The sequence below is a fragment of the Alteromonas sp. 1_MG-2023 genome (assembly GCF_030547075.1).
Classification (GTDB): Bacteria; Pseudomonadota; Gammaproteobacteria; order Enterobacterales; family Alteromonadaceae; genus Alteromonas.
This window is the reverse complement of sequence record NZ_JAUOQH010000003.1, coordinates 126,606-150,611: the sequence shown is the minus strand read 5'-3', so window position 1 is coordinate 150,611 and position 24,006 is coordinate 126,606. Positions and strand designations below refer to the sequence as shown.

18 protein-coding genes are annotated in these 24,006 nt (G+C 41.3%); 7 read left to right on the top strand and 11 right to left on the bottom strand.

Annotation, left to right across the window (positions count from 1 at the left end; translation table 11 throughout):
* Positions 1–38: 38 nt before the first annotated feature.
* The 10 genes from Q4561_RS04340 to Q4561_RS04295 all read right to left on the bottom strand — a co-directional run bounded on the left by Q4561_RS04340 (position 39) and on the right by Q4561_RS04295 (position 12,144).
* Positions 39–662, bottom strand: coding sequence for a histidine phosphatase family protein (locus Q4561_RS04340; protein ID WP_303457840.1), 624 nt, complete (start codon positions 660–662; stop codon positions 39–41).
* 4 nt (positions 663–666) lie between these two features.
* A complete protein-coding gene (locus tag Q4561_RS04335; RefSeq protein ID WP_303457838.1) occupies positions 667–2,328 on the bottom strand; it encodes a methyltransferase in 1,662 nt (553 codons plus the stop codon).
* A complete protein-coding gene (locus tag Q4561_RS04330; protein ID WP_303457836.1) occupies positions 2,325–3,356 on the bottom strand; it encodes a radical SAM/SPASM domain-containing protein in 1,032 nt (343 codons plus the stop codon). Before Q4561_RS04330 ends, Q4561_RS04335 begins: the two co-directional genes overlap by 4 nt.
* The gene (locus Q4561_RS04325; RefSeq protein WP_303457834.1) at positions 3,353–4,648 is read right to left on the bottom strand and encodes a glycosyltransferase; all 1,296 of its coding nucleotides are present in this window, start codon (positions 4,646–4,648) and stop codon (positions 3,353–3,355) included. Before Q4561_RS04325 ends, Q4561_RS04330 begins: the two co-directional genes overlap by 4 nt.
* Entirely contained in the window at positions 4,645–5,547 is a 903-nt protein-coding gene (locus tag Q4561_RS04320) for an NAD(P)-dependent oxidoreductase (RefSeq protein WP_303457832.1), read from the bottom strand. Before Q4561_RS04320 ends, Q4561_RS04325 begins: the two co-directional genes overlap by 4 nt.
* A gap of 928 nt (positions 5,548–6,475) precedes the next feature.
* Positions 6,476–6,814 (bottom strand): hypothetical protein, encoded by a 339-nt coding sequence (locus Q4561_RS04315; protein ID WP_303457830.1) that lies wholly within the window; start codon positions 6,812–6,814, stop codon positions 6,476–6,478.
* Positions 6,795–8,516, bottom strand: coding sequence for a hypothetical protein (locus Q4561_RS04310; RefSeq protein WP_303457828.1), 1,722 nt, complete (start codon positions 8,514–8,516; stop codon positions 6,795–6,797). The genes Q4561_RS04315 and Q4561_RS04310 overlap by 20 nt, the downstream gene beginning before the upstream one ends.
* Entirely contained in the window at positions 8,506–9,429 is a 924-nt protein-coding gene (locus tag Q4561_RS04305; protein WP_303457827.1) for an ATP-binding protein, read from the bottom strand. The genes Q4561_RS04310 and Q4561_RS04305 overlap by 11 nt, the downstream gene beginning before the upstream one ends.
* Positions 9,426–11,459, bottom strand: a complete 2,034-nt coding sequence (locus tag Q4561_RS04300) for a hypothetical protein (RefSeq protein WP_303457826.1) — start codon at positions 11,457–11,459, stop codon at positions 9,426–9,428. Before Q4561_RS04300 ends, Q4561_RS04305 begins: the two co-directional genes overlap by 4 nt.
* Positions 11,460–11,478: 19 nt before the next feature.
* Positions 11,479–12,144, bottom strand: coding sequence for a Tn7 transposase TnsA N-terminal domain-containing protein (locus Q4561_RS04295; RefSeq protein ID WP_303457825.1), 666 nt, complete (start codon positions 12,142–12,144; stop codon positions 11,479–11,481).
* Between the two features lie 820 nt (positions 12,145–12,964).
* Here Q4561_RS04295 and Q4561_RS04290 point away from each other — a divergent pair.
* Both Q4561_RS04290 and Q4561_RS04285 read left to right on the top strand, forming a co-directional pair.
* Positions 12,965–13,597, top strand: coding sequence for a hypothetical protein (locus Q4561_RS04290; protein ID WP_303457824.1), 633 nt, complete (start codon positions 12,965–12,967; stop codon positions 13,595–13,597).
* Positions 13,598–13,715: 118 nt separating this feature from the next.
* A complete protein-coding gene (locus Q4561_RS04285; RefSeq protein ID WP_303457822.1) occupies positions 13,716–14,741 on the top strand; it encodes an ankyrin repeat domain-containing protein in 1,026 nt (341 codons plus the stop codon).
* Between the two features lie 361 nt (positions 14,742–15,102).
* On the opposite strand, the gene Q4561_RS04280 is transcribed toward Q4561_RS04285, so the two are convergent.
* Positions 15,103–16,224 carry a hypothetical protein gene (locus tag Q4561_RS04280; RefSeq protein WP_303457821.1) on the bottom strand — a complete coding sequence of 374 codons (1,122 nt, stop codon included), beginning with the start codon at positions 16,222–16,224 and terminating at the stop codon, positions 15,103–15,105.
* Positions 16,225–17,119: 895 nt separating this feature from the next.
* Here Q4561_RS04280 and Q4561_RS04275 point away from each other — a divergent pair.
* From Q4561_RS04275 to Q4561_RS04255, 5 genes are all read left to right on the top strand, one after another.
* Entirely contained in the window at positions 17,120–17,530 is a 411-nt protein-coding gene (locus Q4561_RS04275) for an RHS repeat domain-containing protein (RefSeq protein ID WP_303457820.1), read from the top strand.
* A gap of 290 nt (positions 17,531–17,820) precedes the next feature.
* Complete coding sequence (locus Q4561_RS04270; RefSeq protein WP_303457819.1) at positions 17,821–21,639, top strand: RHS repeat domain-containing protein; 3,819 nt, start codon at positions 17,821–17,823, stop codon at positions 21,637–21,639.
* A 30-nt stretch (positions 21,640–21,669) separates the two neighbouring features.
* Positions 21,670–21,927, top strand: coding sequence for a hypothetical protein (locus Q4561_RS04265; RefSeq protein WP_303457817.1), 258 nt, complete (start codon positions 21,670–21,672; stop codon positions 21,925–21,927).
* A 333-nt stretch (positions 21,928–22,260) separates the two neighbouring features.
* A complete protein-coding gene (gene iscR, locus Q4561_RS04260) occupies positions 22,261–22,746 on the top strand; it encodes a Fe-S cluster assembly transcriptional regulator IscR (protein ID WP_057790573.1) in 486 nt (161 codons plus the stop codon).
* A 29-nt stretch (positions 22,747–22,775) separates the two neighbouring features.
* Positions 22,776–23,954: an IscS subfamily cysteine desulfurase gene (locus tag Q4561_RS04255; protein WP_303457815.1), complete on the top strand. Its 1,179-nt coding sequence runs from the start codon at positions 22,776–22,778 to the stop codon at positions 23,952–23,954.
* Positions 23,955–24,006: the final 52 nt, after the last annotated feature.

Here is a 24,006-nt window from a genome sequence, read left to right as displayed (position 1 = left end):
TCAAGTTATCAGTCGGTATCTGGATGTTATTGTCATAACTAGATTTGGAACGCACTTTTTTCTACGAGTTCAAAGTTAGGATTTTGGGAATATTTTACTTGAATCCGACTCTTATCCAGTTTTATTTCCAAATAACCCAAAAAGTTAGGCCAATCTTGAAGCGTTAATCGCTTCTCTCCTATACGAGCCGCTAAGGTGGCTAATATAGTGTCGTGAGTAACCCATAAATGTACTCCATCTGCCGAGTTACTTAACAGCGCTTTTATATCACTAAAAATACGAGCAACCGAATCGTTTAAATCATAAAAACCATCCCATGATTCAGTACCCGAAAGCAAATGTAAATTTACGGCTTCATTACCTTTTTTCAGCCAATGTTGCCAAGCTAAATCACCATCTTTAATAATAAAACCAGGATCGCCTAATAAGCGGCACTGCTCTATATCATTAAGTTTGAAATGAGTGGCCTGTGCTATTAATTCGGCAGTTTGAACACATCGGCCTATAGGGCTGGTACTAATACTCAATACTTGACCGCTTATTAGCGAAGCAAATAATTTACTCTGCTTAATACCTTCATCAGTCAGCATTACATCATTACCCACTGTGTTCGGTAAAATATCGGGCCGCGCAGCATGTCTTACAATGAGCATTCTTTTCATTTATTTATGTCCGTATTAACTTTATTACAGTTACTAAGCCATCTTTGTTAATAACTGAATCAATGCAAAGCCCTGCTTTTTTAAATAGCGCTTCAAATTGGCTTTGCGTCCTTTCTTGTCCGCCTGTCACTGTGAGTAGATGTAAATCGCAGAGAGAGCCACCAAAACTGTACTCATCAAGTAACATTTCAAACACATAAATCGCACCATTATTTTGTAATGCGTCCTCTGCATTCAAAAGAATTTGCAAAGCATCTGTATCGTTCCAGTCATGAAGCACACGCGCCAGCATTATTTTGTCTACTCTAACAGGCCATGTTTCAAAAAGGTCAAAGGCTACCTTATTACTGAAGTTACTTGAATCAATAACACCTTCAAGGTCACCTAAAATAACATCTGTAGAGGGGAACTTATTGAGAATAAGCTGTGCTAATAAACCATTGCTTCCCGCAGCATCAAAAACGACATCGTTATTTTCAATATTTAAATAGCAAACAAGCTCTTCATAATCTTTTAATGCGTAGCTGCGCAGCATATTGTGATGCCTTTCAGTATGCTCTTCTGACAAACTAACTTGTTTAAAAATGTCATCACTTTTAATGTCTTCTTGCATTAATTGCGTGAGGTTATACCACCTTTGCATTAACTCCCCACGGTACTCTATCGCAGCACTGGCAAGTGACATAGCATGGTTTGTATTTAAAAAAGCGCCTTTGGGTAACACTTGCCAAATGTCTTGTTTGCACTTTACCAACCCTAACTCCCCTAAGGCATTGAGCAGGCGAGTTAACCGTTTTTCTAACGTGTTTGTGTGTATGGCTAATTGAGCTGTGTTGTTAGGTAAGTAGTCAAATACTTTTAAATCAGCGGCTGCCGCAATAGTAAAAGTTCGCCAGTAACCAACCATATCAGCAGATAAAGCTCCAAAATCATCATTCTTTGCAGCTCTAAGTTCTCTAACTACATCGCCTTGTTCGTTAATAATTTGCAGTGCGCCAAAATGCGTTTCAACGCGTGAAAACCCATTATAAAACGGTTCAACACTTGCGTAGCGCTGTGCGTAAATAGGTTTGCCACTTTTATCAATGTGATGCCAACCATCATTACTTTTTGCTCTTGCAAACCCCTTATGAAAAACATCTAAGTCTAAAAACCAATGAGAATGAATAAACCGACCTTGCTTATTAATGTGCGTACTCAGGCCATTTTCAGCTTGAGCAACGGCAATGCCTTCTCTAAAATCTCCACAGTAGAACCATTTATTTTCGTAAAGAGGTTGGCCTAATTTATCAATATGAAAGTAAAAACCGTCCTTATCACATACAACAGCAATATTTTGTTGATAATTACCAACAAAGGCATAGCGCTGTGCATAAACTGTAAAGCCATTTGGCAATATATGAAACCAATCATCGTTTTCTACTACAGCGGCTAAGCCACAGTAAAAACCAAAAGTACGGTTAAATTTGTGCGGGTAAATTGCATCGCCTGTTTCGTTTATGTGCCACGCTTGGCTATTTAAACAAACAGGCGCAACTTGATAGGCGTTGTCTATATCATGAAATGATAAAACTTCATCAAAGCGTGCGGGGTAAGCTGGAGTGCCATCAGCAAAAGTGTGGTATCTAGCATCATCTGAAACAAAGAGTTTAGCTAATATACTCATAACACACGCCTCATAGTGCACTGCTTACACAAAGGGTGATCTTGATATGTATTCATCAACTCAACATACTGCTCACTCTGTGCTAACTCTAAGAGTGACGACTCGGCAACTGAGCCAAATTCCCCTAATGATTTACGCTCTTGATCAGGCGCACAACACACATTAAAACGACCCGATGGATCAATCCAAATCTCTTTACCTAAAAAAGGGCAGCGGCCATTCGGTGCTATATCGTCTAAATTGTCTATGTGTAGCTCAGAAAAGTTATCTAGCTTAAAAGGTCTTATTGCGGTTTTATTATGTAATTCTACACGCTCATGACAATACTTAACTATTTGATTCCAACGCTCTGCAAATACAATATCGTTACGTAAATTTTCAGTCGCTATTTCATCAAAGTGCGCCCATAACTGGTGACCCTTTATACGGTCAAACCCCAGAGCGATAGCAAGATCAACCATTTGAGGGATTTCCTCTAGGTTGCTGCGTAAGAACGTTAACTGCATTGTTATTGAACAGTAATGACGCTCGGCCCAGCTGTCTCTAACAGCAATAAAGCGTTTCGCATTTTCAATATGTTCGCTTAATTGAGCACCAAGCATTATGTTACTGTGAGTGGCGTCGGTTGCCCCATTCCACGAAATTTTTACATCACTACCAATAGGTACAATACGATTAGCCCAGTATTCAACATTGTGGTGTTTATCGGGGCTTGGGAAGGTGCCATTAGTGGTTAAATTTAACGATAAACCCAACTCATGGCATAAATCTAAAAACACATCAAAATGCGTATATAGTAAAGGCTCTCCCATTGTTGAGGGGATCACTTCTTTAATGCCCATTGCAGCCGCATCGCGGATCACCTGCTCAAGCATCACTCTATCCATATTAGTTCGCAATCGTCCTTGCTTCTTACGCAATTTAGGGCTATCAGAATAAGGCGAATGATCCTCACACATAACACAGTTTAAATTACAGGTATCAGGGTTAGTGTCTAAGGTAATGCGCCAAAAATCGGTTTCCCTCACTGCATTAACTCCTTGTAGCAAGCCTCTAAATCAATAATATGCTGGTCTATGCATGGAATTTCTCCATCGTCACTAAATGCGTAACCCTTTTCTCCAAGTTGTCTTGCACACTGTGGATCATCAACAAATACCTGCATTTTTTCAGCTAGTGCATCAACATTTCTATGCTCATAGGTCAGGCCGTTTACGCCATCTATAACGTACTCCCCCATACCGCCATCGTTAGCTGTAATCACAGGTACTCTTGACTGTTGCGCTTCATGTATCACAAGCGGAGAATTCTCAACCCAAACCGAAGGCGTTACAATCGCATCAGTTTTGCTAAATACATCAACAGCAATGTGTTGGTTTTTATACTCTGGCATCCACTGAATACTGTTTTGTTTTTCGAGAGGCAACATGGCTGCAATGGCACGCAAAGCACGTGAATCTTGCCCTCTATCTCGCCCCCAAATACGTAAAATGGCATCGCCTTTTATTTTGCCAAATGCCTCAATTAACTGGTGAATACCCTTAGCCGGAATATGCGTACCAATGTACCCAAAGGTAAAAGGTTCGCCTTCATCACGAACACGGCCTAACATACGAGAACGATCAAAACCGTAATCTAAGTAAATGCTTTTATCGGTTGGTAAACCAAAGTCTTTTTCGTAGCGGTTTTTTAAATATTTGGCAGGCGAAATAAATAGGTCAACCTGCTCAACAACCTCTTTTACGTGGCGCATTCTGCGTTCAACCCAGTTCTCCCAATAAGCAATGTCTTGGTCTAGCTCTTCTTTATCACCCGAAAAGTAACGGGCATAACATTGTGTGGCACATTTTTTATGTTCTTGTCCGTCACACGCAGCCCAAAGGTTATCGTCAGCAGAATGCATTTGCATAAACTGCCCACGCGGGCACATCAACCAGTAATCGTGCAACGTATAAACAACAGGAATATTGCGTTTTTTAGCTTCAAACACCAAAGAGGTCGATAAATGATTTAAATGACCAATATGTACAATGTCAGGGCAATACTCATCTAATAACTCGGCAAATTTTTGGTCAATAATTGCTAAGCGATATCTATCTCTGTGGCGTGGGTTATTAACAAGGTGTAATGCAATTTCAGGCACATCAGCGTCGTGGCTAATTCTTATATCACCGTCAGGTCTAAATGCATCTTCTTCACGGGTAAACACACGAACTTCGTGGCCTTTTTTAACCAATCCATGACAAATAGTTTGAGAATAAACTTCAGAACCCGCGTTATACAACATAGGGTAGCCATGTATCACTTTTAATATTTTCACGAATGCGCTCCTAATTTTAATTTTTTATTATATGCGTCAACTAACCTTGCAATCCCTTGTTCTGGTAAAACACTCGCGTGCCAACCCAGTAGCGATTTAGCACGAGACGGATCACCAATAAAGCGAGCCACATCGTAAGCACGAGACGCCGCCTCAACAATAGTTGATGAGCTATTGGCTGTTTTAATCGCCATGTGTGCCGCTTGTTTTAAGGTTGTGCCATGCCCAGGTAATAAATGAATGGGTGGCAATTGTTTTTCACCTTCACTCAGCAATGTTATTGCTTTTACTAAACCTGCTACGGTGTCATCTACATGGGTAAAATCAAATAAATGCTCAAAGCCATCAACCCGTAAATCAACGCCTAAGGCGGCGTTTTTACTAAATGCGGGTAATACTCTATCTTCATGATCAAGCGTGCAACCATACACGTTGGCTAACCTAACAACGGCGGTATTAATACCTGCACTTCGTGCGCTTAAAGCGGCATCCTCCATGTACAGCTTAGAGCGGCCATAAATGTTAACGGGTACTAAAGGCATGGCTTCTGAGACGGGTAAAATTTTTGGTTCGCCATAAACCTCGCGGCTACTGGCAACCAGTACCCAAGGTTTATGTGTGCTATTTGCAGCTAATTTGAGAAGTTGCTCACTGGCCAGTGCATTAGTTTGCCAGCACTTTGCGGGATCGCTCTGCGCCCATACAACGCGCGAAACAGCAGCTAAATGTATTACGCCACAGCATTCATTGAGTGCTTGGCTTAACTGCCCTGTATTACAAATATCACCCGTTCCATCGGCAATATCAAAACCAACTACTTCATAACCTAGTTGAGATAATAGGGGGGATAAATGACGGCCAATCAATCCTAAGTGGCCTGTCATTAAAATTTTATTCATTAATTCTGAACCTTTTACTGCTTAACTAAAGCTTTCCGTGTACTAGCGATTCAAGTATTCACCGCGTTATCGAGTCAATAGCTATCTAACTAATCAACCCAATAAAAGTTGTTTTGCTAAGACATCATTGAGTTATGAAAGCTTCTTATTATCATTGTGTATTTGCCGTTGTATATACACATGGTATCAACCTCAATGCGACGTTAAAGTGAGTATTTGTTCTGTTTTACTAATTGATAATTTAATAACTAGTAAAAATATCCTTTACGTCTTAATAAGTAAAAGAGAAATGTTATTCGTTTTTCCATGTTTACGTCTAGATTTTTAAAGTATTTCAATATAGACGGATAAATGTTCTTACATGTTGCAAACTCGGGTTAGTTTTCCCTTTTATTCTCTAACAATTTTTTCATAACTTTTAAATCTGAGAATTGGAAAGATATGTAGATCAAAGAAAGTTGCGATTAGAAGCAAAATGATACATATAACCGTCTAAATTCAAAGACAATTTTTATTATGATTAAAATCGATTACCCCAATCAATTGTGCTTTCCAATCCAAAGCTGGAATGCGGCTTTATATATTTGGGGGAAGCTGATGGTGAGTTTCTAATGGCTCGTCTCAAAAGTTTCTAGAAAAAGACTGGAATGGAGCTATTTTTCCAGAACTCGCTTGGAATAAAGACGGCACTTTAAAATATATCAGGGCTACGCACACAGGAAGTGAAAAAAAAGGCAACACTGATACCTAAATATATATCGAAGGCGGCTTTTATGCAAAATTGGGTTTTGAGGTAATCAATAAAATTCAGCTTTTTGCCGAATAGTCAGGAGTGCTGTGCGAACTTAAGTTCGAGTTGTACAAATGTGGATTAGTCGAATGTTTCTGTTGTATTAGGCATCTTATTTTTAGTTTGCCAGTTTTAACCCTACGAGGTGTGATGATACGGGTTTATCAATACTAATTGATTGTCTTCACTGCATAGGAAATTCATTGAAACTGGATTATGCCCATCGGCTTTCTGCATACCTTCAATAAGCTCAATGATTTCCCGTAAGTATTTCTGAAAGGTCCGGGCCTGATTATCGTCTTCTGTTCCAGTACTCCATGTAAACACGATAGTTAAATAACCCGTCGCGTTGTTTTCGGCCAACATAAACCTTTCATGCGCAACTTCTTCTAACGTTTTCATCCAATCCAGCAGGGACCGCTGAGATATTGGACATGATGTTGTTGCCACTAGGTATTTACGAATAACGGTGCTCATTGCTATCTTCCGAAAAGTTGCTGAATAATAATCGAATGTTTTTGGACAAGTCGACCCGAGGGGTTGCGAAATGCGCGAATCGCTTTGGAATATGTTGAATACAACAAGGCGACAGTTCCGATTTTTTGAATACGACAAATTCAGTTGTGGTAGGGTTCCTATATGTAGAAAGTATGGGTTTTACATCGCAACATGATGAAATTTTCTGCGCTATGTTTCGCGATTGACTAAATGTCGCTTTCCGATTGACCAAGAGGTATTCATCAACGAACTTACGAATTGAGTCGGCGTCTATCAGGTTTGGGTTATCTGATTGAGACCTCAATAGACCCTGCTCGAGCAAATCGCATACAATTTGAAAGTTTGTCCGTAGTATTTTGGCAGTTTTCGTTATGGAACAATCTTTCAAGTTATCCCACGCTTGCTTCAAAAGTGATTTCAAACTTTCTGTAGAGACTTGAAGGCTGTTTATGTAGTGAACTGTTGAGTTGACGCGTACTAATGATTTCAAATCACCGGTCAAAGCTTTGTTGGCAACAGTCTCAGGTGTTAAGTCATATAGTTCGTAAATAACATTCGGAATGTCATTGAGATTAATGTAATCATTTTTCTGGAGCGCGCTATCAACGTTACTTCCCGACAGTAATTGTTTTAATTCCCTAATATCGAGTAATTGCTTGTCCGGCTGCTGGCAAACATGGATGCCTTTAAGAATGTTTGATTTCAAAAGCTCGGTAACTATCTTTGGGGGCACCCCTAACAGTTTACCTGCCATCACCCCGGTGATCATAAAGCTGAAACTTTCAGGTTGCTGGCAGTATCTAAGACGTACTTTTTCAGAAATTACTTCACTTGGAATGGGGGCTTGATGGTAACTCACCAGTAGGTTTTCATAGGCTACTTTTCCTCCTTTAACATTATGTCGCGGCCAACAAGTCCTCTTGGTAATAGTCTGCAAACGTGCTAGCTCAATATGAGTGGCGGCGTGACCTAAAATCTCTATATTGCCGCGATGGTTCAATATTAGGTTTTGCCAAAGCTCTAGCAAATTTTCATTCCCTCCAAGATAAAAAGCATCTTCAAGCAAAGTCATAATTTGTGAGGGGGCTAGCTTAGTCCAGCGGATAGATGAAGGTATGAAATCGAAAGGCCTGATCATACGTTCTGCCAGCACTTCTAGCGTAGAAATGAATGAGGCTTTCTCCTCATCGCTGCCAAGACTATTGAGATACCGTTCATACTTCGGCATAGTTGCTGTCTCTGGCATTGATATACAGCACGCTTTACATCGAATGGAGTCGCTCCAACTGTCTTCGACGTACATATGGGAGCAGCTCTCAGTTAGAGGTGTGCGATGTTTGCTGCACATTGTCGTTTCTACAGCTTGCCATTCAAAGTGGTGAAGTACCCCTTCTTTTAGGCAATGCTTGCACACTTTCAAAGACTGAGAGTGTGCGTACTTGTGATATGTGAATGTGTAACACACGTCCTTAAGTAGTTCATTGGACTTCACGTCGTATGCAATAGTTTTATTTGCAAACAATAAATCAATCGTTTCTAGCGAATACGCATACCATCTTGTTGGTGGAGTAATACCTACACTGGAAAGTAATCGTGCTGGTGATGTAAAGCCATAAAAATCAGCAATCGCGGCACATACACCCCAAGCAGTCGTCTGCAATGTTGAATTATTAGATGTCATAGCTCACCCCCATATCTTTTTTCAATACGCTAAGTTGACGGCGAAAGGGGTTTACGACTTGTCGCTTTCCAGCGGTTGATGAGGGCACCCAGCTGGCCTGAAAATCATCTTTGCTAAGTTTGTCGCGGTTGTCACGACGGGCATGCTGGCAAGCTTTCACCAAAGTGCGTGTTATGCGGCGTAAATCTCCACCTGTCGCATGCTGTATAGGTAGCACTACCGATGGATGAGACAAATCAGTGCCTGCAATTTTATGGACGCTCTGGAGTGTTGTAAGGTAGCTTGCCAGTATCGAGTAACTTTCGGGTGTACTGACCGACATTAAAGATTTGTGGATAACACGATTGCACCTCGATTCAAATTGTTCATTCGCATTGAGGATTTCAGTTACGCGTGGTGTACCAGCAAATACCAAGAATAAGTTGTATTCATCAAGTAACTCTTTAAGGTAGTCAGCGTGTTGTCTGACGGACTTTTCACCCAACTTCTCGACTACTTGCTGAAATTCATCAAATACCATCAATTTGATGTTCTTGTTGATAATTTGCTTTGTAATGCGGCGTCGCATTTCATCTTCTGTCCCTCTGACTTCACCGGGTTCGCCAAAAGCTGAAAGCATTTTACGCAGCAAGTCCAATGGCTTCATATTTGAAGGAGAGCGGATATAAACCCCTTTACTTGGTATTTTCGATGACTGATATATCGCATTAAATCGCTCGATAACTTTTTCTAGCAACACGGTTTTCCCCGAACCAGACTCTCCGGAGACCACGGCACACGCCCCAATCCCTGTTAGTATTGCATCATCAGCATCGTTTAAAATGTTCTGAATGTCCTCTTTAAGAGTACCTGTAGTAACCCTGCGATGTGGCAGTTCTTCGATGATATTTAGCAGTGGCTTGATGTTATTCATAGCTCCTCTCCAACATTAACAGAGACATCGGTTTTAGGAGGGGCTAACGGTGTGTCAGACGAATTAGCTGTTGGCTGACTGGCCCAGTTTTTTGTAGCCTTATCGAACTGTTCTATGGCGTCGGGAGCGGAGGTATCGATGGCATTCGTATTATCAAACTTGCGTGGTTTACGCTGAGTTGTTTGGTCGGGATTGATATCCGCGTCTTTAGAAGACGAATTTTTAGAGACTTTTTTAATACCTCCAGCCAATGTGTAGCGTTTTTTCTCTTTCTTTTTGAGATGGCTATTTACCCCTTCGCGTGCAACATTCAACGAGGAACGAAGTGAAGTTAACGGTTGATACTCTGTATTACGACGTTCAGCGATAATGATTGATTTGCCGAGTTCTTTTTGGTGGGCGGCATTGTCGACCGGAATGACCACTGACGAAGCCCCAATCCTGCTATATTGAACGGTGACCTTTCTAACACCTCTTAACCACAGACTCTTTAGCGCGTCGTCTCGGTATATCTCATTTTCAATTTTGACGTAACCCAGCTCATTAAGAGTTCGTTCGGACACCTGAATCCCTCGGTAACTATCCATATCATTAACCGTATTAGGTACACAGGGGAATACAAAACCCCTAGCGATTTGGTCGCTCCAGACATCATTTGGACTGCGGAAGTTCAGGCCCGCATGTCCTGACTCGTGGTAATAGTCCGTTATAAACTCTTCAAATTTATCTTTGAATTCAGATACGGTGAGTGTGGCGTGATTGTTAAGTGTGTCGTCAGGGTTAAGATGTCGTGTTCCTCTAAATATTTTTGATCCTAGATAGCCCGGAAGTTCAGATAAAAACTCGATACGTAAAGTTAGGAAAAAACGCTCGATAAATGGCTTTGCCCATGGTTCATTTGAGCGCACTGTGATGGGGCGAACACCAAAGTCTAAAGCCGTTTTTTTAAAGAGGTTACTGGTGATGGAGGTGCTCGCATCGTGCACTATATATGTCATTTTACCGTGCATCGGCCAGTCAGGATTCTCTTTTTCGCATACTGCATTCTTTATACATTCAATTGCCAAATCTGCGGATTCACTGACACCTTCACCTACATCCAAGGAGTAGCCGACAATCGCTCGTGTAAATGTATCGATAGCTACCATAATAACGACACTACCGAGGTACGTTTTACCATCGTCATCAAGTAAGCCAATGGAAGCATATATAGCATCCATTTCAACCCGCTCAAGTGGATAGTTGCCCACCAACTGACTTTTTAGTTTTCTCCGTAACCGTTTTTGTTCTTGCTTACTTAATTGTTTCTCGGCTGCCTTGAGGGGCTCTATAGCGTCAAAACGATTGTAGATAGTTGCCTTCGAGGGAATAACGTTGTATTTGCTCGGGTTAATTGCTCTTAGTTCTCTTAGGCGATCAATAATAATATCAGCGACTTTGTTTTTTGAGTTTTCCCTATCGCCTTTGCGAACTAGATATTTTTCTACAATGTATTCTAATATGACTAGCTCGACAGCATCCGGTAGGCGACTCTGACCCTTGTCACTGGAGCCTCCCCAATTAACAAGGGAGCGAGGGTCTTGTTCCGAATGCCTAAATGAAGATATTTTTGCTTGGCAGGAGCTGCGTCCGTAAGGACTGTAGCCATAAGAATTCCAGTCAAACAATGCTATGGATTCGTCTACCAAGTCGTTGGCTTGTAACCTCACCCCTTTGCAACGATCAATGTGAAAATACACAAACTCTAGCCACATCTCTTGTTGCTGAATTTGCTTGTCCGTTAAACTCAACGAGGTAAAACGTTGTAAGTGAGGGTCGAGAAGACAGGCTTCCTCATTAAAAATCATACGCTTAAGTTCTGAAGAACTAAAAATTGAAGCGTTTCGTGTACTTTTAGGCTTTCCTGTCTCTTGGTCGTAGGGTTTACAGAACAACTCGGTATCGGACTGACCGGGGTGCATCGCTTGTATGATGTAGTATTCTTCACCCACTCTAAAAGGGGTATCGGCTTTAAATAAATTGGCTTGCATAGTCAGTTCTCCTTACGTGTTAATGGATATTGCGGGTTAGTACGGTGTCAGAGCGTAGTGGCTGATTTAGTTCGAATTGATAGAGTTGCTTGTAAAGCAGGTAAAAGAGGACACTGGTATCTATTTGCAGAGCCTTGAGGGCTATCGAAGCTTCACCAAACGTCGTATGGTTTGGTATAAATGAAAGCGCATCATCGATGAGTGGCGAGCTACTGGTAATGTGCCCGATTGATTTGTAGATAATTTCTAGGTTTCTAAGAGCTTGTTCCGATTTGAGGTTCTTTTCTGTGACGACCTCAAATTCATAGCCGAGTTTTTTAAAGACACGACGAACCCTTTTGTATTTATTACGTGTCTCTTCGTCCTTCATTAACGAGCTGTGTTTTACTTCCTTATATTTCTCTATTAGCTCATTGCCAGTGAACTGTACTAAACCAATATCAGGAGTATAAAAGCGCTTTCTACCTCTGAAATAGTAAGAGATAGATAATGGCTGACTTTCCAATGTGACAATGCTCGGTTCAAACTCATATTGATTAAAAAAGGCATTTTCTAGGTAAGACTCAAAGAAAAGCCAGTTTTCACCACTTTTCCCTTTCCGCGTTTTAAATAGGCCACTAATATTAAACTTGCTATATCTTCCCAGCATACGTCTCATATGCTCTTTACGGTATATATCTTTCATCTTCCACTCCAAAATAATTAATCAAGATGATCAGTTTAGATCTAATTTCAGGATCTAGATCTAACATTTTGGAATTGATTGTCTAGAAATAAAGTGATTATTTTGAGGCTTAAATGTGCAAAATAAAGATAAACTGTCAAAATATGACATTTTATCTTTTTTGTACTAGTTTAACTATTTGAAATAAAATAATTTTATTGGTTTTATTTATTTCTGGTTATCTTTTTTTGCGTCTAATTATGCTCAGATCCTATAGAGCAAAAAGTAATCAGTAAATCATTCGCTATCTGAATAAAATATAAACAACAGAGGATCCTTAGGAGTCAATTTATTGTTTCATCTATTTGAGCGGTATTTTTTAATCGTATTTATTGAACAAAGGCAAACTAGGGGCGCTTTATAGTGATATACGGGACAACCGATAAATGAATGAGGGTGATACATGGGTAAAGGATGATTAGCTACATGAACATCGGGTTTATAAATAAGATATTGAAAGCAAAGGTTTTTATTTTTTATCTGTAAAATTAGATGTTTCTTCGCCAGATAGATTACCGCAGTGGCTACGTAAATTTATTACAGTGCATTCACCCAATATCGGGTACTAATACAGGAATATAACTATGAATTTATTATCTATGTCGAAATCATCCTCAGGAAAAGGTCGTGGACCTTCTTCGCATCTGGGACCGGGTGGAAACTGGCCAAGTACGACGGGTGGAAAGTCTGGAAACAATCGGGGAAATGCTACCCCAAGTAAAAAGTAACAACTCTAAGGTAACCAAGAGTGCGGTAGTTACCGCACTCTCATGCAGGCATAATGAAAAAAAACAGCAGTGATGAGGAGGGACTCATGGTTGATTTTCCGTACCCAACGTTCGTTGAGATTATTCGTGCTTGTTCAAGAGTGCTCGGTGTGAAAGGGAGCGATAAAGAACTGGATGACAAAGCGTTAGACAAAACCATAGATCCCCGAAAAACCAGAGACTTTAAAGACGTTTTGGTCCAAAAGCTGGGCTCCTACAGCACTAAGCAAATAAAAGAAGAGTGTAAAAGTCATCTTGATGGCTTTTTTAGTAAATATGTCGAGTTGATAGCCAGAACACCTGCTGATGGGCTAACTCGTGCTGAAATGAATAAACTTCTATCTGCAACCTTGGGCCGTGATGCTGTTCTTAATCTCGTACGGACACTGCTTGAGAGAAACATTGAAACTTCTCCATCCTCAATTCTTTTCTTCAGTTCACCGGGTAAAGCCACGTCATCACTTCTGAATTGGCTGACGGAAAAGGATCACTCATGGAGGAATTTCGTTTCCGGCCTAAACAAGGAAAATACGGCGAAAGTAAAAGCTTGGCAAAACGGAGAGCATATCCCAGATACTGTGTCGTTATCCCTGCTTACATCATGGACAGTCTGCGTATCCGCTAAAATTTGCGAGTCTGACATTTGAATGTGACATTCCATCCGTACAGGTCAATGAAGCGTCCAATAAAATATCGGCCGCGATTGAAGACTGGGAGATAGATAATTGGCGTTCATCTTTTCATACTGTATTTCCTGAATCTGGTTTGTTTGATAGTGGGAGAAAAAATCGAATAGAGAAGAGTATTGGTCCTTTATTTCTTACTCCTGACGATTTCGAAAAATATAAGCCAGACCTCCGTTATCCTAATCGAAATATAAAGATTGGTCGTGGCGATATAAAAAAGGTATGGCCACAACTGGTTTGGTTTGTATGGTTGAATAAAGTTGATGCCGTGAAAAAGTTGCTGGATAAAGGAGCGAAAGTAGATAGTTTTAGTAGCTCCAATGAGTCGGCACTCCTCATGGCTCTGGGGAAGTTAGATATAACAGACATCTCACTTCCATCACTGGATGAGAGATGTTATCGGATGTTAGTTGAGTATTCCCACAGCGTCGAAACGGTAAATACACTCACGTCAAAACGAAAGTTGTTACCGCTAATCGAAGCAGTTAAGTCAGGGAAACCTGAAATAGTAAATACGCTGCTACAAATGGGAGCCGATATTAACCGACGTGGCGAAACGGACCAGCAAAGCTCTCTTAACGTGTGCATAAAGATGATAGGCATGCTGAAAAACAGTGAGAAGTATATCGAACAGCAACTTAACATGCCTATTACCCCGGAGGCATTGGATTCTATTCGCCGATGTAATCCCGGAATGACCGGTTTCACGCTTAAACACCAATTTGACAACCTAAGTATGAGTCGTCTAGAACCGCAGTTACAGGAAATAGAAGAAACGCTAATACGCTCTAGGGCTGAGTATATGCAACGCCATGCTTCGTTGAGTAACCTGAGGACGATTGCAGCAATACTCATTGATAATGGTGCTGATGTTAATGCCAGCCACACATCCCCGTTAAACGGCTACACGCCGTTGATGCTCGCAGTAGAATTAGATGAGTCAGAATTGGTAAAAAAGATGTTGAACCATGATGGTGATCTTCGGAAGAGTTATTACAGCGAGAGTCTTCGCCAGAATGTGAACTGCTGGACAATTGCCAGCGCTTTTCAGAGTCGACAAGTGCTTGAGTTGCTCGAAGACATTAAACAATATTGCTCACAATAGACTATTAAGCATTCCGTTGCTTGTTATCGGTAATATTATCGCCGGTAAACACATTCTGTTTACCGCTGGTCATCACAATATATTTAGCGCAACTTGTTTACTGCTGGTCATCACAAAGTGTTTACTGCTGGTCATCACAAAGTGTTTACTGCTGGTCATCATAAAGTGTTTACTGCGACAAAGGGGGCTGTGACCTATTGCTTTAAGCAGAATCAGGCTACTATTTTTATTGAATCGGTCATTTGATTGCTGGCTTAAAAGGTGATGTATGCGATACACGCTGAAACGACGTCAAGTAATAAGCGCTAAGTATTGTTTTACTCAGGAGCGACGAGCACACTAGCGTCTTCATACATTAGTTTTAACTTCTTGCATCGTTTGTTAGTCTTGCGAGCGCTTCAATGATCATAGACTCCGTGCCTTGTATTGATGTCAGTAACGATGCTATCTCGCCGTTTGTAAGTGGATCTATCTGTCGGATTACTGTGTTTGTCCATCCTATAAAATCACTCTTCGCACTATTATTAAGGGCTTCAAACACTTTACTATCGCGGATTTTGTTAAGAAAGTGGCGACATCTTTGGGCTCGGTCCCATTGTTCTGTGGCGAGCAAAAGGCGTTTCACCTTCAACTGCTCTTCGAGTATTTGTTTCTCGTACTCGTGTTTTCTTGCCTGTTCCTGTTCCAAATGCCGTTGTTGAAGTTCACGCTGCTGCGCAAGCTCATGCTGATAGCTTGCTGTAGTTTTCAGTGCGTTTATAAAATGACCTAGTTGATTTTCGAGAGAAAGCTTTTCATTATCTTCAAAGAGCGAACGTGTGCCTTTTGGTGTCCCGGCTTCAATGACAAGTTGCAGCTTCCCACTCGGCGCATTGTACTTTTCGTTCCAGACGTAACCGCCGCGGGCCCTTGTCGCAATTTCTTCTTTTGTGAGTGCTCTGGTTGTTTGTACCAGCCGTTCTCTCAACCGAAATCCTAGCCGTTGGCCATCAGTTCTGATGATATTTTCCAAGCCCGTTCGCTTAAAATTTTTGCCTACTTCGAGAGGCCAGTTGCGCTTTTCAAACGCATCAGTCAATGTATGTAATATTAGGATAGCGCGATTGCGCTGCTCTTTGGAGACATCCAGTCGCATTACACTTCGGTCATCAAATGGCTGATACGAGATGGTGTTGTACTTATCTTGAGGTTGGGTGAATGAGCCTTTTATCCGCCTTAGTAGTGGATGGTGATGTAGTTTTGTCACTAGATGAGGTAGAGGTGTCGCCGCCATTTTTCGCTTCTCACGCTTTGACGCAATGAGTGACGACAAGTCGATACGCTTATCTGGCGATACACTGTTGGAGAGTGCGGAAATCGATTTTGTCTTATTTACAGATGTTTGAGTCCAGTATCCAGACCGCGGACGCGGAATACCGTAATCATCACAGAGTTTACCCAACGCGTGTGCGTGGATTTCAAATCGTTCTGCTAATTTTTTCAATGGCGTCTGCCATACTGACTCATGTCATTCTTTAATAGTAATGTGTGTACGTGACATACCTGCTCCAGCGTTAATTAAAGGTTCAGTATAGAACGCTGCGATGAAGCAATTGTGCAAATTGGGTAAGCATTATTGAAGAACGTGACCGATATGAGGCAAACCGTTTGAATCACCTATATTATTTTCATGCCTTGCATGAACGACGATGTGTACTCTGACCAGACTGAACTCGCTCAGGGCTTCGTATATTTAGACCATATCGTATCCCTAAAATTCGCGCACGGACATGGCGGCGATAAATGGTCGAGAAAACAGCGGAAAGTCTATGCTAACGATAAAGAAAACTTACTATTAGAAAGCCTCTTTGAATCTTCAGAGAGGGGCTAAAGGGGCATGATGAATGGCTACCGCCGAATCACCGTTATCGATGCCAGTACATTTCAGCATTCGTGTTTATCATGGGTAAGTATGATTAAGAATGCGTATCGAGTGAGAAACGACAGATTGATAAAATGCTATCTGCATGCAAAGGCTAAAAGTGGTCAGTTAAAAATTTTATTTACCAGATTACGAACAGAAATCGGACTAGAACTTGTTTTTAGTATTCGGCGTGACTTTCGGACTGAAACACTAAGGAGGTAGGCTCATCACCGGTCCATAGGTTCTTACTTCATTTTCATGATTCTCTTGGCAGAGTATCTCTTTCCTTGTTCGATTTTACCACCTTCTCAACTTGATAAAAATTGACAACTGTTTGAAGTTTCATTAACTTAAATCAAATTATTAACTTTACAAGGATTGTTTGATGTTAATTCCGAGGTACCCCTTTTCCATTCCTTCATCTCTAATTTCTCTATGTATTCTGAGTACATTTTGTCTCTCCTCGTTTAAGGCTTTGGCACAAAATTATGAGATCACTTATAAATATGATAGTCGAGGGCGACTGGTATCCGCGACGGATCAAGCTCAAAAATCAAACCTGTACGGCTACGATGACGCAGGTAACCGTATTGCCACTGCCGATGAAAGTGCGTCTCTTGAACCTCGACCAATAATTTCTTCCTTTGATGGCCCTAGTCTGGTAAATGCAGGTACTAGAGTGACATTACGTTGGGCGTCTACGGGCACTACGCACTGCAAGATTGATGGTGATGTTAGCTATACCGACCTACTAACAGTAGGTAGTGTTTCGTTTGTAGTTAATGGCAACATAGGCTTACTTCTGACCTGTAGTTATGGAGACGAGAAAGATACGGCCAGTAAACTTATCCGAGTTATAAGTTCAGGCAGCAATCCTTACAATTAAACACATCCTACAGACTGATAATTATTATGAAAAACTATAACATTTGCTCGAAAGTCATCGTCTCGAGGATGATTACCACATTAGCTTTAGTACTGACTTCGTTCAGCGCACTCGCCAGTCTGTCCGACAACCTAGTGCATACAGATTATACTCAACTAAAACCAGAATTTATTGCCAAAGATATTAATAACATTGACCTGTTAACAGGAAAATACTACGCAGATTATCCAACGGTTAGTATTCCAGCAGCCCCTAATCTGACCTTCAAATCGATTCAACAGTTTACAGGAATGCTAAACGTTACGCTTTATAAAAACACCTCTAATACTAGGCAATACATAGAGCGCACTGAAAAAGTATCGTTAACATTCGGAAGCAATGTTTCAGAATCTTTCACTTGTGTATCATATGAATGCTCTCCATCTATGCCAACTGGTTCAACTTTGCTGGGTAATCTCAATACTAAAGTATTTATTTACCGGCAAGGGAATACCGGCATTAGGGTTGTTTACAACCACGAATCGTCAATGTTTACTTACAATGACCAGTATAATCCGAAGCATACAGTCGGCAATTTCTACATAGATACTATTACCTACCCTAATGGCGAGAGTTTAGATTTTGAATACACTAGTTATGAGCATTCTTTTCCCTCTGCTGATGGAGGCATAGTAACCTATTATCGTCCAACTACCATCACTTCGTCAGTTGGTTATAAACTAGACATTGCGTATAGAACAAACAATATCTCCAACGGATGGGGCGACGTTGCTTCCGCAACAATAACTAAGGTTGGAAGTAATATTGCGTTATCAAAGCTAACCTACAACGCTGGAAATGCCACTGACTTAAATGGCCGTGAATGGAAAACCTCCGGCTTTAGCAATGGTCTAGGGTATACAGAATATTCACCAAATTATTCACTAAAGCAACCTTCTTCGTCTATCAACCAATTAGAGGTAACGTCAGCAAATCAAGAGCATGGGTCGACGACTCATCAATTTTTTGTGACCAAAGTAAAACGTGCAGGGCAAATATTCAATTACGAATATGTAGCGCAAGGAAGCGGCTTACAGGCTTCAAGACAGGTGAAAGAAGTAACTATTTCTGGACCCGAAAACTATTCGAGAAAAGTCATAATAAGTGGCAATTCTGATCTCCGTCGCATCAAAGAAGATATCGATTCACGTGGTAACAAAACTAAATACACATGGAGTCTAGGATTACTTAAATCCATTACCTTACCAGAAGGGAATAGCGTTTCTTACGAGTATGATGGATTAGGCAATGTGACGAAGGTGACCTCATCGCCCAAACCTAATAAATCAGGCTCCAACATTGTTGAACAAGCCCACTATCCGACAGTTTGCGCTGACCTTATTTGTTTCAGGCCCGATTGGACTGAAGATGCAGAAGGCCACAGAACAGAATATACCTTTGCCAGTCATGGCGGTATGCTCACAAAGATTGAACCTGCTGGGGAAAGTGGTCAGACGCGCATCACCACGCAAACATGGCTTACTAACAATGCTGGAATTAAATTACTGGATTCAGTCTCAGTCTGTGGAGAGCAAGAATGCGGCACAAAACACGAACAAATTACAAAGTATGAATACTGGAACGATACGGCGTTAATTGAAAAGGTTACACGTACCAATGCGGAAAATTCAGCCTCGGAGGTTACTACTTACACTTATTATGATGATGGGGCTGTTAAAACCAGTGACGGGCCACTCAGTGGTAGCAGCGATAAAACGTATTATCGCTACGACGATTCTGGCCGATTAGAATGGGAGATCGGCCCTAAAAATAGCCAGAATCGCTACGTGGCTAAAAAAATGACCTATCGTGAACAAAATAACCAAGTTCGTACCGTTGAAACCGGAACGTTAACTAGCGTCACATCAGAATCGTTAAGTGTAAAGTCAAAAGTTAGTCATGGAATTAGTGCTTATGGCTTAGTGCTTTCTACTAAGTCGTTCATTGGGAGTAACATCGAGAGCTATCTTCAATTTAGTTATGATGGTTTGAACAGGCAAGAATGTGCAACAACACGTATGAACCAAAGTCTTTTCTACAACAGCATTACCCCAGCGTGTCAACTTGACGAGGAAAGCGATTTAGGGCCTGACCGTATTGTAATGACTACTTACAATGCAAACTCTGATGTCAGTACAATAACAGAAGGGGTTGGAACAGAAGATGAAGGTTTGGAAGCCGCATTTTCCTATACTAAAAATGGAAATTTGGAATCTCGTAAAGATGGTAACAGTAACACCACTAACTACCTGTATGATGGCTTTGACCGATTGTACAGGACCACTTACCCAGACGGTACATACGAACAACACTCTTATTATTCAGATGGAATGAAAGAGACTTGGCGTAAACGAAACGGGAGTCAATTTACCTATTTCTATGATGCATTGAATAACCCATCATCAACTTCGGTACCTAATGAAACTGATATAGAATATCAATATGATGGATTGGGAAGGCTCGAACAGGTAAAGCGCGGTAATTCCTATATAAAAACAACCTACGATGGTCTTGGTAGGGTAGAAACAAGTAATAAGAATAGCCGTAAATTAACCTACGCCTATTACCCCGGTGGTCAACGAAAAAGACTCACCTATCCGGATGGGTTTCATGTCACATATGCCTACAATAGCTCTGGAAAGCTATCAAACATAAAAGAGAATGGCGTTGGTACACTTTTCTCATTTGGTTACGATATTCTAGATAACCCTAGCTCAATTACCCGTTCAAACTCCAAAAATACTTCAATCGAATTAGATGCGTTGGGGCGACTCGAGCATTATGACCATACAGGCATTAATAACAGCAGTTTTAGCTACAACCCTGCGGGACAGCTTACTACGCGAATGGTGACATCGTCAGCATTTCAAACCTCTCTACCCCGATTGAACCGTCAAGAATATGTACCGAATAATCTGAATCAATATGATTATGTAGACGGTAAAATTTTACAATATGACGACAATGGCAACCTAACAAACTTTGACAATTGGGGTTATACCTACGATGCGTTTAATCAGGTTAAACGGGCGTCTAAAACCGGACAAATAGTAGATTTGACTTATGACGCTAAAGGCATGCTCGATAGTGTTACTAGTAATGGAACAAAGACTACGTTTTTATACGACGGCGATGCATTGGTAGCAGAGTATAATGATAGTGGAACTCTGCTTCGCCGTTACATACATGGTGTGGGGGTAGACCAGCTTTTATTGTGGTACGAAGGTAGCGGAACTGGAGATAAACGCTTTTTCCATGCCGATGAGCGAGGTTCGATTTTGGCACTTACACGTAATAATGGCTCAATAATACGTACTTACAAGTATGGGCCATTTGGTGAGCTACAAGACAGTTATTCTGACAGGTTTAGATATACCGGCCAAATCCGCCTCCCCAACACCGACTTATATTACTACAAAGCACGGATTTATCATCCAAAGTTAGGTAGATTCCTGCAAACTGACCCTATTGGGTATGACGATGGCATGAACATGTATGCTTATGTGGGGAATGATCCAGTAAACCTTAATGACCCATCCGGTAAAAATGCGATGGTCGCTGCGTGTGGAGTGGGACCAAACCCTATATGTGTTGCGGGTCTTGTTACACTAACTGGTGCAGCAATTTATCATGGTGTCAATGGGACAGTCGATGCAGTCAACGCTTATAATCAAGGAGCTATTGATGCAGACCCCACTCCTGCACCTGAAGGTGGATTGGATGGCTGGATCTACGGACCTGAAAACGATCCTAAAATAAATGATGATGGCAGTACTGGACCTAATACATGGACTACGCCAGATGAATATGGTTCACAAGATGAAGCGCAGGATAAATTAGATCCCTTTAAGCCCATGACAGGCAAAAGACCTGTACATATTCCGGGTGGCACCCCTATTAAGACAGGTACAACACCCGGCGCTGAAGGGCCATATAATGGTTCTGGAGGTGCAAACGAAGTTCTCGTTCCGGGAGGGTTGCCTGCTGGTTCTACTGGGGAGTGGAAACCTCTTAATCAAAGTAAAAAAATGTCATGTATTGGAAGCAGAATTAAAAGGACTAGTTGTTAATTCAGCGTCTGCCAATCGTTAAGGTAAAAAATGAGCAATTTATATTTAGATCCAAATTTAGTAAAAAGAGATGGGCCATTTGAAGAGTTCAAACAAGATGTAAGTATAGTAAGTGTCGAACTTAATTCCGGTAAGAAGTTCCATCAAATATTACTAATGTATCCAAATGAAATAATTGGGATGAATGGAAAAACTTCATTGCCTTTTTCTATTGCTGAAGTAAAAAAAGTATTTCAAACACAGGATGATTTGTCGAAAAGGGCTGATATGGCTTGGATGTTTAGTTAATTAGTTTTTGAATCCAAAGCCTCGCTAGAACGGACTGCTGTTATTAAACATCGAAGTCCGCCATCTTACCTTTGTAATCAAATAAACCCCAAGCACCGAACTACTTTCGAGCGGCTACGTAAGCCGCTCAGTTAGAAAAAATATGAAGTTTGAAAAAAACACACAGCTAGACCGCACGTCCATTCTGGTTGAGCATTCCAGACTCGTTAGAAACCGTTCCAGCTTTGGATTGGAAAACACACAATAATACTTGACTAAATTACTAGGTCTTATACTTGACCAATTTAGTCAGGTATGTGAAAATTCTTGCTATCTTAATAGCGGGAGGATTCTATGAAATTAACATCTAAAGGGCGCTACGCAGTAACGGCAATGCTTGATGTAGCATTGCATTCAACACGCGGTCCTGTGCCTCTCGCTGATATCTCTGAACGCCAAGCTATCTCGCTATCTTATTTAGAACAGCTTTTCTCTCGATTACGTAAAGATCAATTAGTCGATAGTGTTCGCGGGCCAGGTGGTGGCTATTTACTAGGGCGCGATGCAGCCAATATATCAATTGGTGAAGTTATTCGTGCGGTAGACGAATCTGTAGATGCTACCCGTTGCCAAGGGCAAGCTGACTGTCAAAGTGGTGACCGTTGCCTAACCCATAGTTTATGGCAAGATTTGAGCGATCGTATAAGCTCCTTTTTAAATGATATTACCCTTGGTGAATTAATGGCCAAGCGTGATGTTCAGGAAGTGGCTGGACGCCAAGATAAAAGCGCGTCTTTACGTAATGTTGCCAACGATATCGAAGTTAGTTTTCAGTTATAACATCAGCTTTAGAGAATGTATTAATCGCTATGTCACGTTCAACACCTATTTATTTAGATTATGCCGCCACAACACCTGTCGACCCAAGGGTTGCAGAAAAAATGGTGCAGTGCCTGACTATAGATGGCAATTTCGGTAATCCTGCTTCCCGTTCGTATCGTTTTGGTTGGATGGCCGAAGAAGCAGTGGACGTCGCCCGCAATCAGATAAGTGATGCGCTGAACTGTGACCCACGTGAAATTGTATTTACCTCGGGTGCGACAGAGTCAAACAATTTGGCTATTAAAGGTGTAGCCGAAGGCTATGCGAATAATGGCAAACATATCATTACCGTTAATACCGAACACAAAGCAGTATTAGATACCTGTGAACATTTAGAGAAGCAAGGTTTTGAAGTGACCTACCTAAACGTAGATGCTTCTGGTCTTGTTTCACTTTCACAGCTTGAAGCGGCGATAACTGATGAGACTATTTTGGTCTCAGTAATGCACGTGAATAACGAATTAGGCGTTGTTCAAGATATCAGCGCGATTGGTGAGCTTTGCCGATCGAAGAACATTTTGTTTCACGTAGATGCGGCGCAGAGCGTAGGTAAAATTCCTATTGACTTGCAAGCGTTGCCAGTCGATTTGTTATCCATTTCGGCACATAAAATTTATGGCCCGAAAGGCATGGGTGCGTTATACGTTCGCCGTCGGCCTAAAATTAATTTAACCGCTCAAATTCATGGCGGAGGGCACGAACGGGGTATGCGTTCAGGCACACTAGCAACCCATCAAATCGTGGGGATGGGCGAAGCTATACATCTGGCCTATAAGCAGTTAGAGCAGGATTCAGCCCACATTAGTGAGTTGAAAACAGCATTATGGGAAGGGCTATGTCAGTTAGATGATATTCACCTTAACGGCCACGAAACTCAGCGTATAGCGAACATTTTAAATGTGAGTTTTGGTGGTGTGGATGGGGAAAGTATGATGATGGCGATGAATGATATTGCGGTATCTTCAGGCTCTGCCTGTACATCGGCTAGTTTAGAACCTTCATATGTATTACGTGCCATTGGTAGAAGTAGTGAACTGGCACACGCTGGAATACGTTTTAGTATAGGTAGGTTCACCACAGTAGATGATATTACTTACGTCATCAGCAAAGTCACCGATGTAGTAACCCGTTTACGTAAAGCAACAGTGCTGGCTGCAAGCCGTTAAGGTTATGTTGTACCGGTTTAGCCAAGCTTCGCTGACGTGTATTTTAACTGTT

Coding starts and splice junctions, on each gene's coding strand:
- Q4561_RS04315 (WP_303457830.1), bottom strand. CDS start 6,814: ATGAGCACCGTTATTCGTAAATACCTAGTGGCAACAACATCATGTCCA.
- Q4561_RS04340 (WP_303457840.1), bottom strand. CDS start 662: ATGAAAAGAATGCTCATTGTAAGACATGCTGCGCGGCCCGATATTTTA.
- iscR (WP_057790573.1), top strand. CDS start 22,261: ATGAAATTAACATCTAAAGGGCGCTACGCAGTAACGGCAATGCTTGAT.
- Q4561_RS04270 (WP_303457819.1), top strand. CDS start 17,821: ATGCTAAACGTTACGCTTTATAAAAACACCTCTAATACTAGGCAATAC.
- Q4561_RS04305 (WP_303457827.1), bottom strand. CDS start 9,429: ATGAATAACATCAAGCCACTGCTAAATATCATCGAAGAACTGCCACAT.
- Q4561_RS04290 (WP_303457824.1), top strand. CDS start 12,965: ATGAAAAAAAACAGCAGTGATGAGGAGGGACTCATGGTTGATTTTCCG.
- Q4561_RS04255 (WP_303457815.1), top strand. CDS start 22,776: ATGTCACGTTCAACACCTATTTATTTAGATTATGCCGCCACAACACCT.
- Q4561_RS04335 (WP_303457838.1), bottom strand. CDS start 2,328: ATGAGTATATTAGCTAAACTCTTTGTTTCAGATGATGCTAGATACCAC.
- Q4561_RS04265 (WP_303457817.1), top strand. CDS start 21,670: ATGAGCAATTTATATTTAGATCCAAATTTAGTAAAAAGAGATGGGCCA.
- Q4561_RS04295 (WP_303457825.1), bottom strand. CDS start 12,144: ATGAAAGATATATACCGTAAAGAGCATATGAGACGTATGCTGGGAAGA.
- Q4561_RS04320 (WP_303457832.1), bottom strand. CDS start 5,547: ATGAATAAAATTTTAATGACAGGCCACTTAGGATTGATTGGCCGTCAT.
- Q4561_RS04310 (WP_303457828.1), bottom strand. CDS start 8,516: ATGACATCTAATAATTCAACATTGCAGACGACTGCTTGGGGTGTATGT.
- Q4561_RS04300 (WP_303457826.1), bottom strand. CDS start 11,459: ATGCAAGCCAATTTATTTAAAGCCGATACCCCTTTTAGAGTGGGTGAA.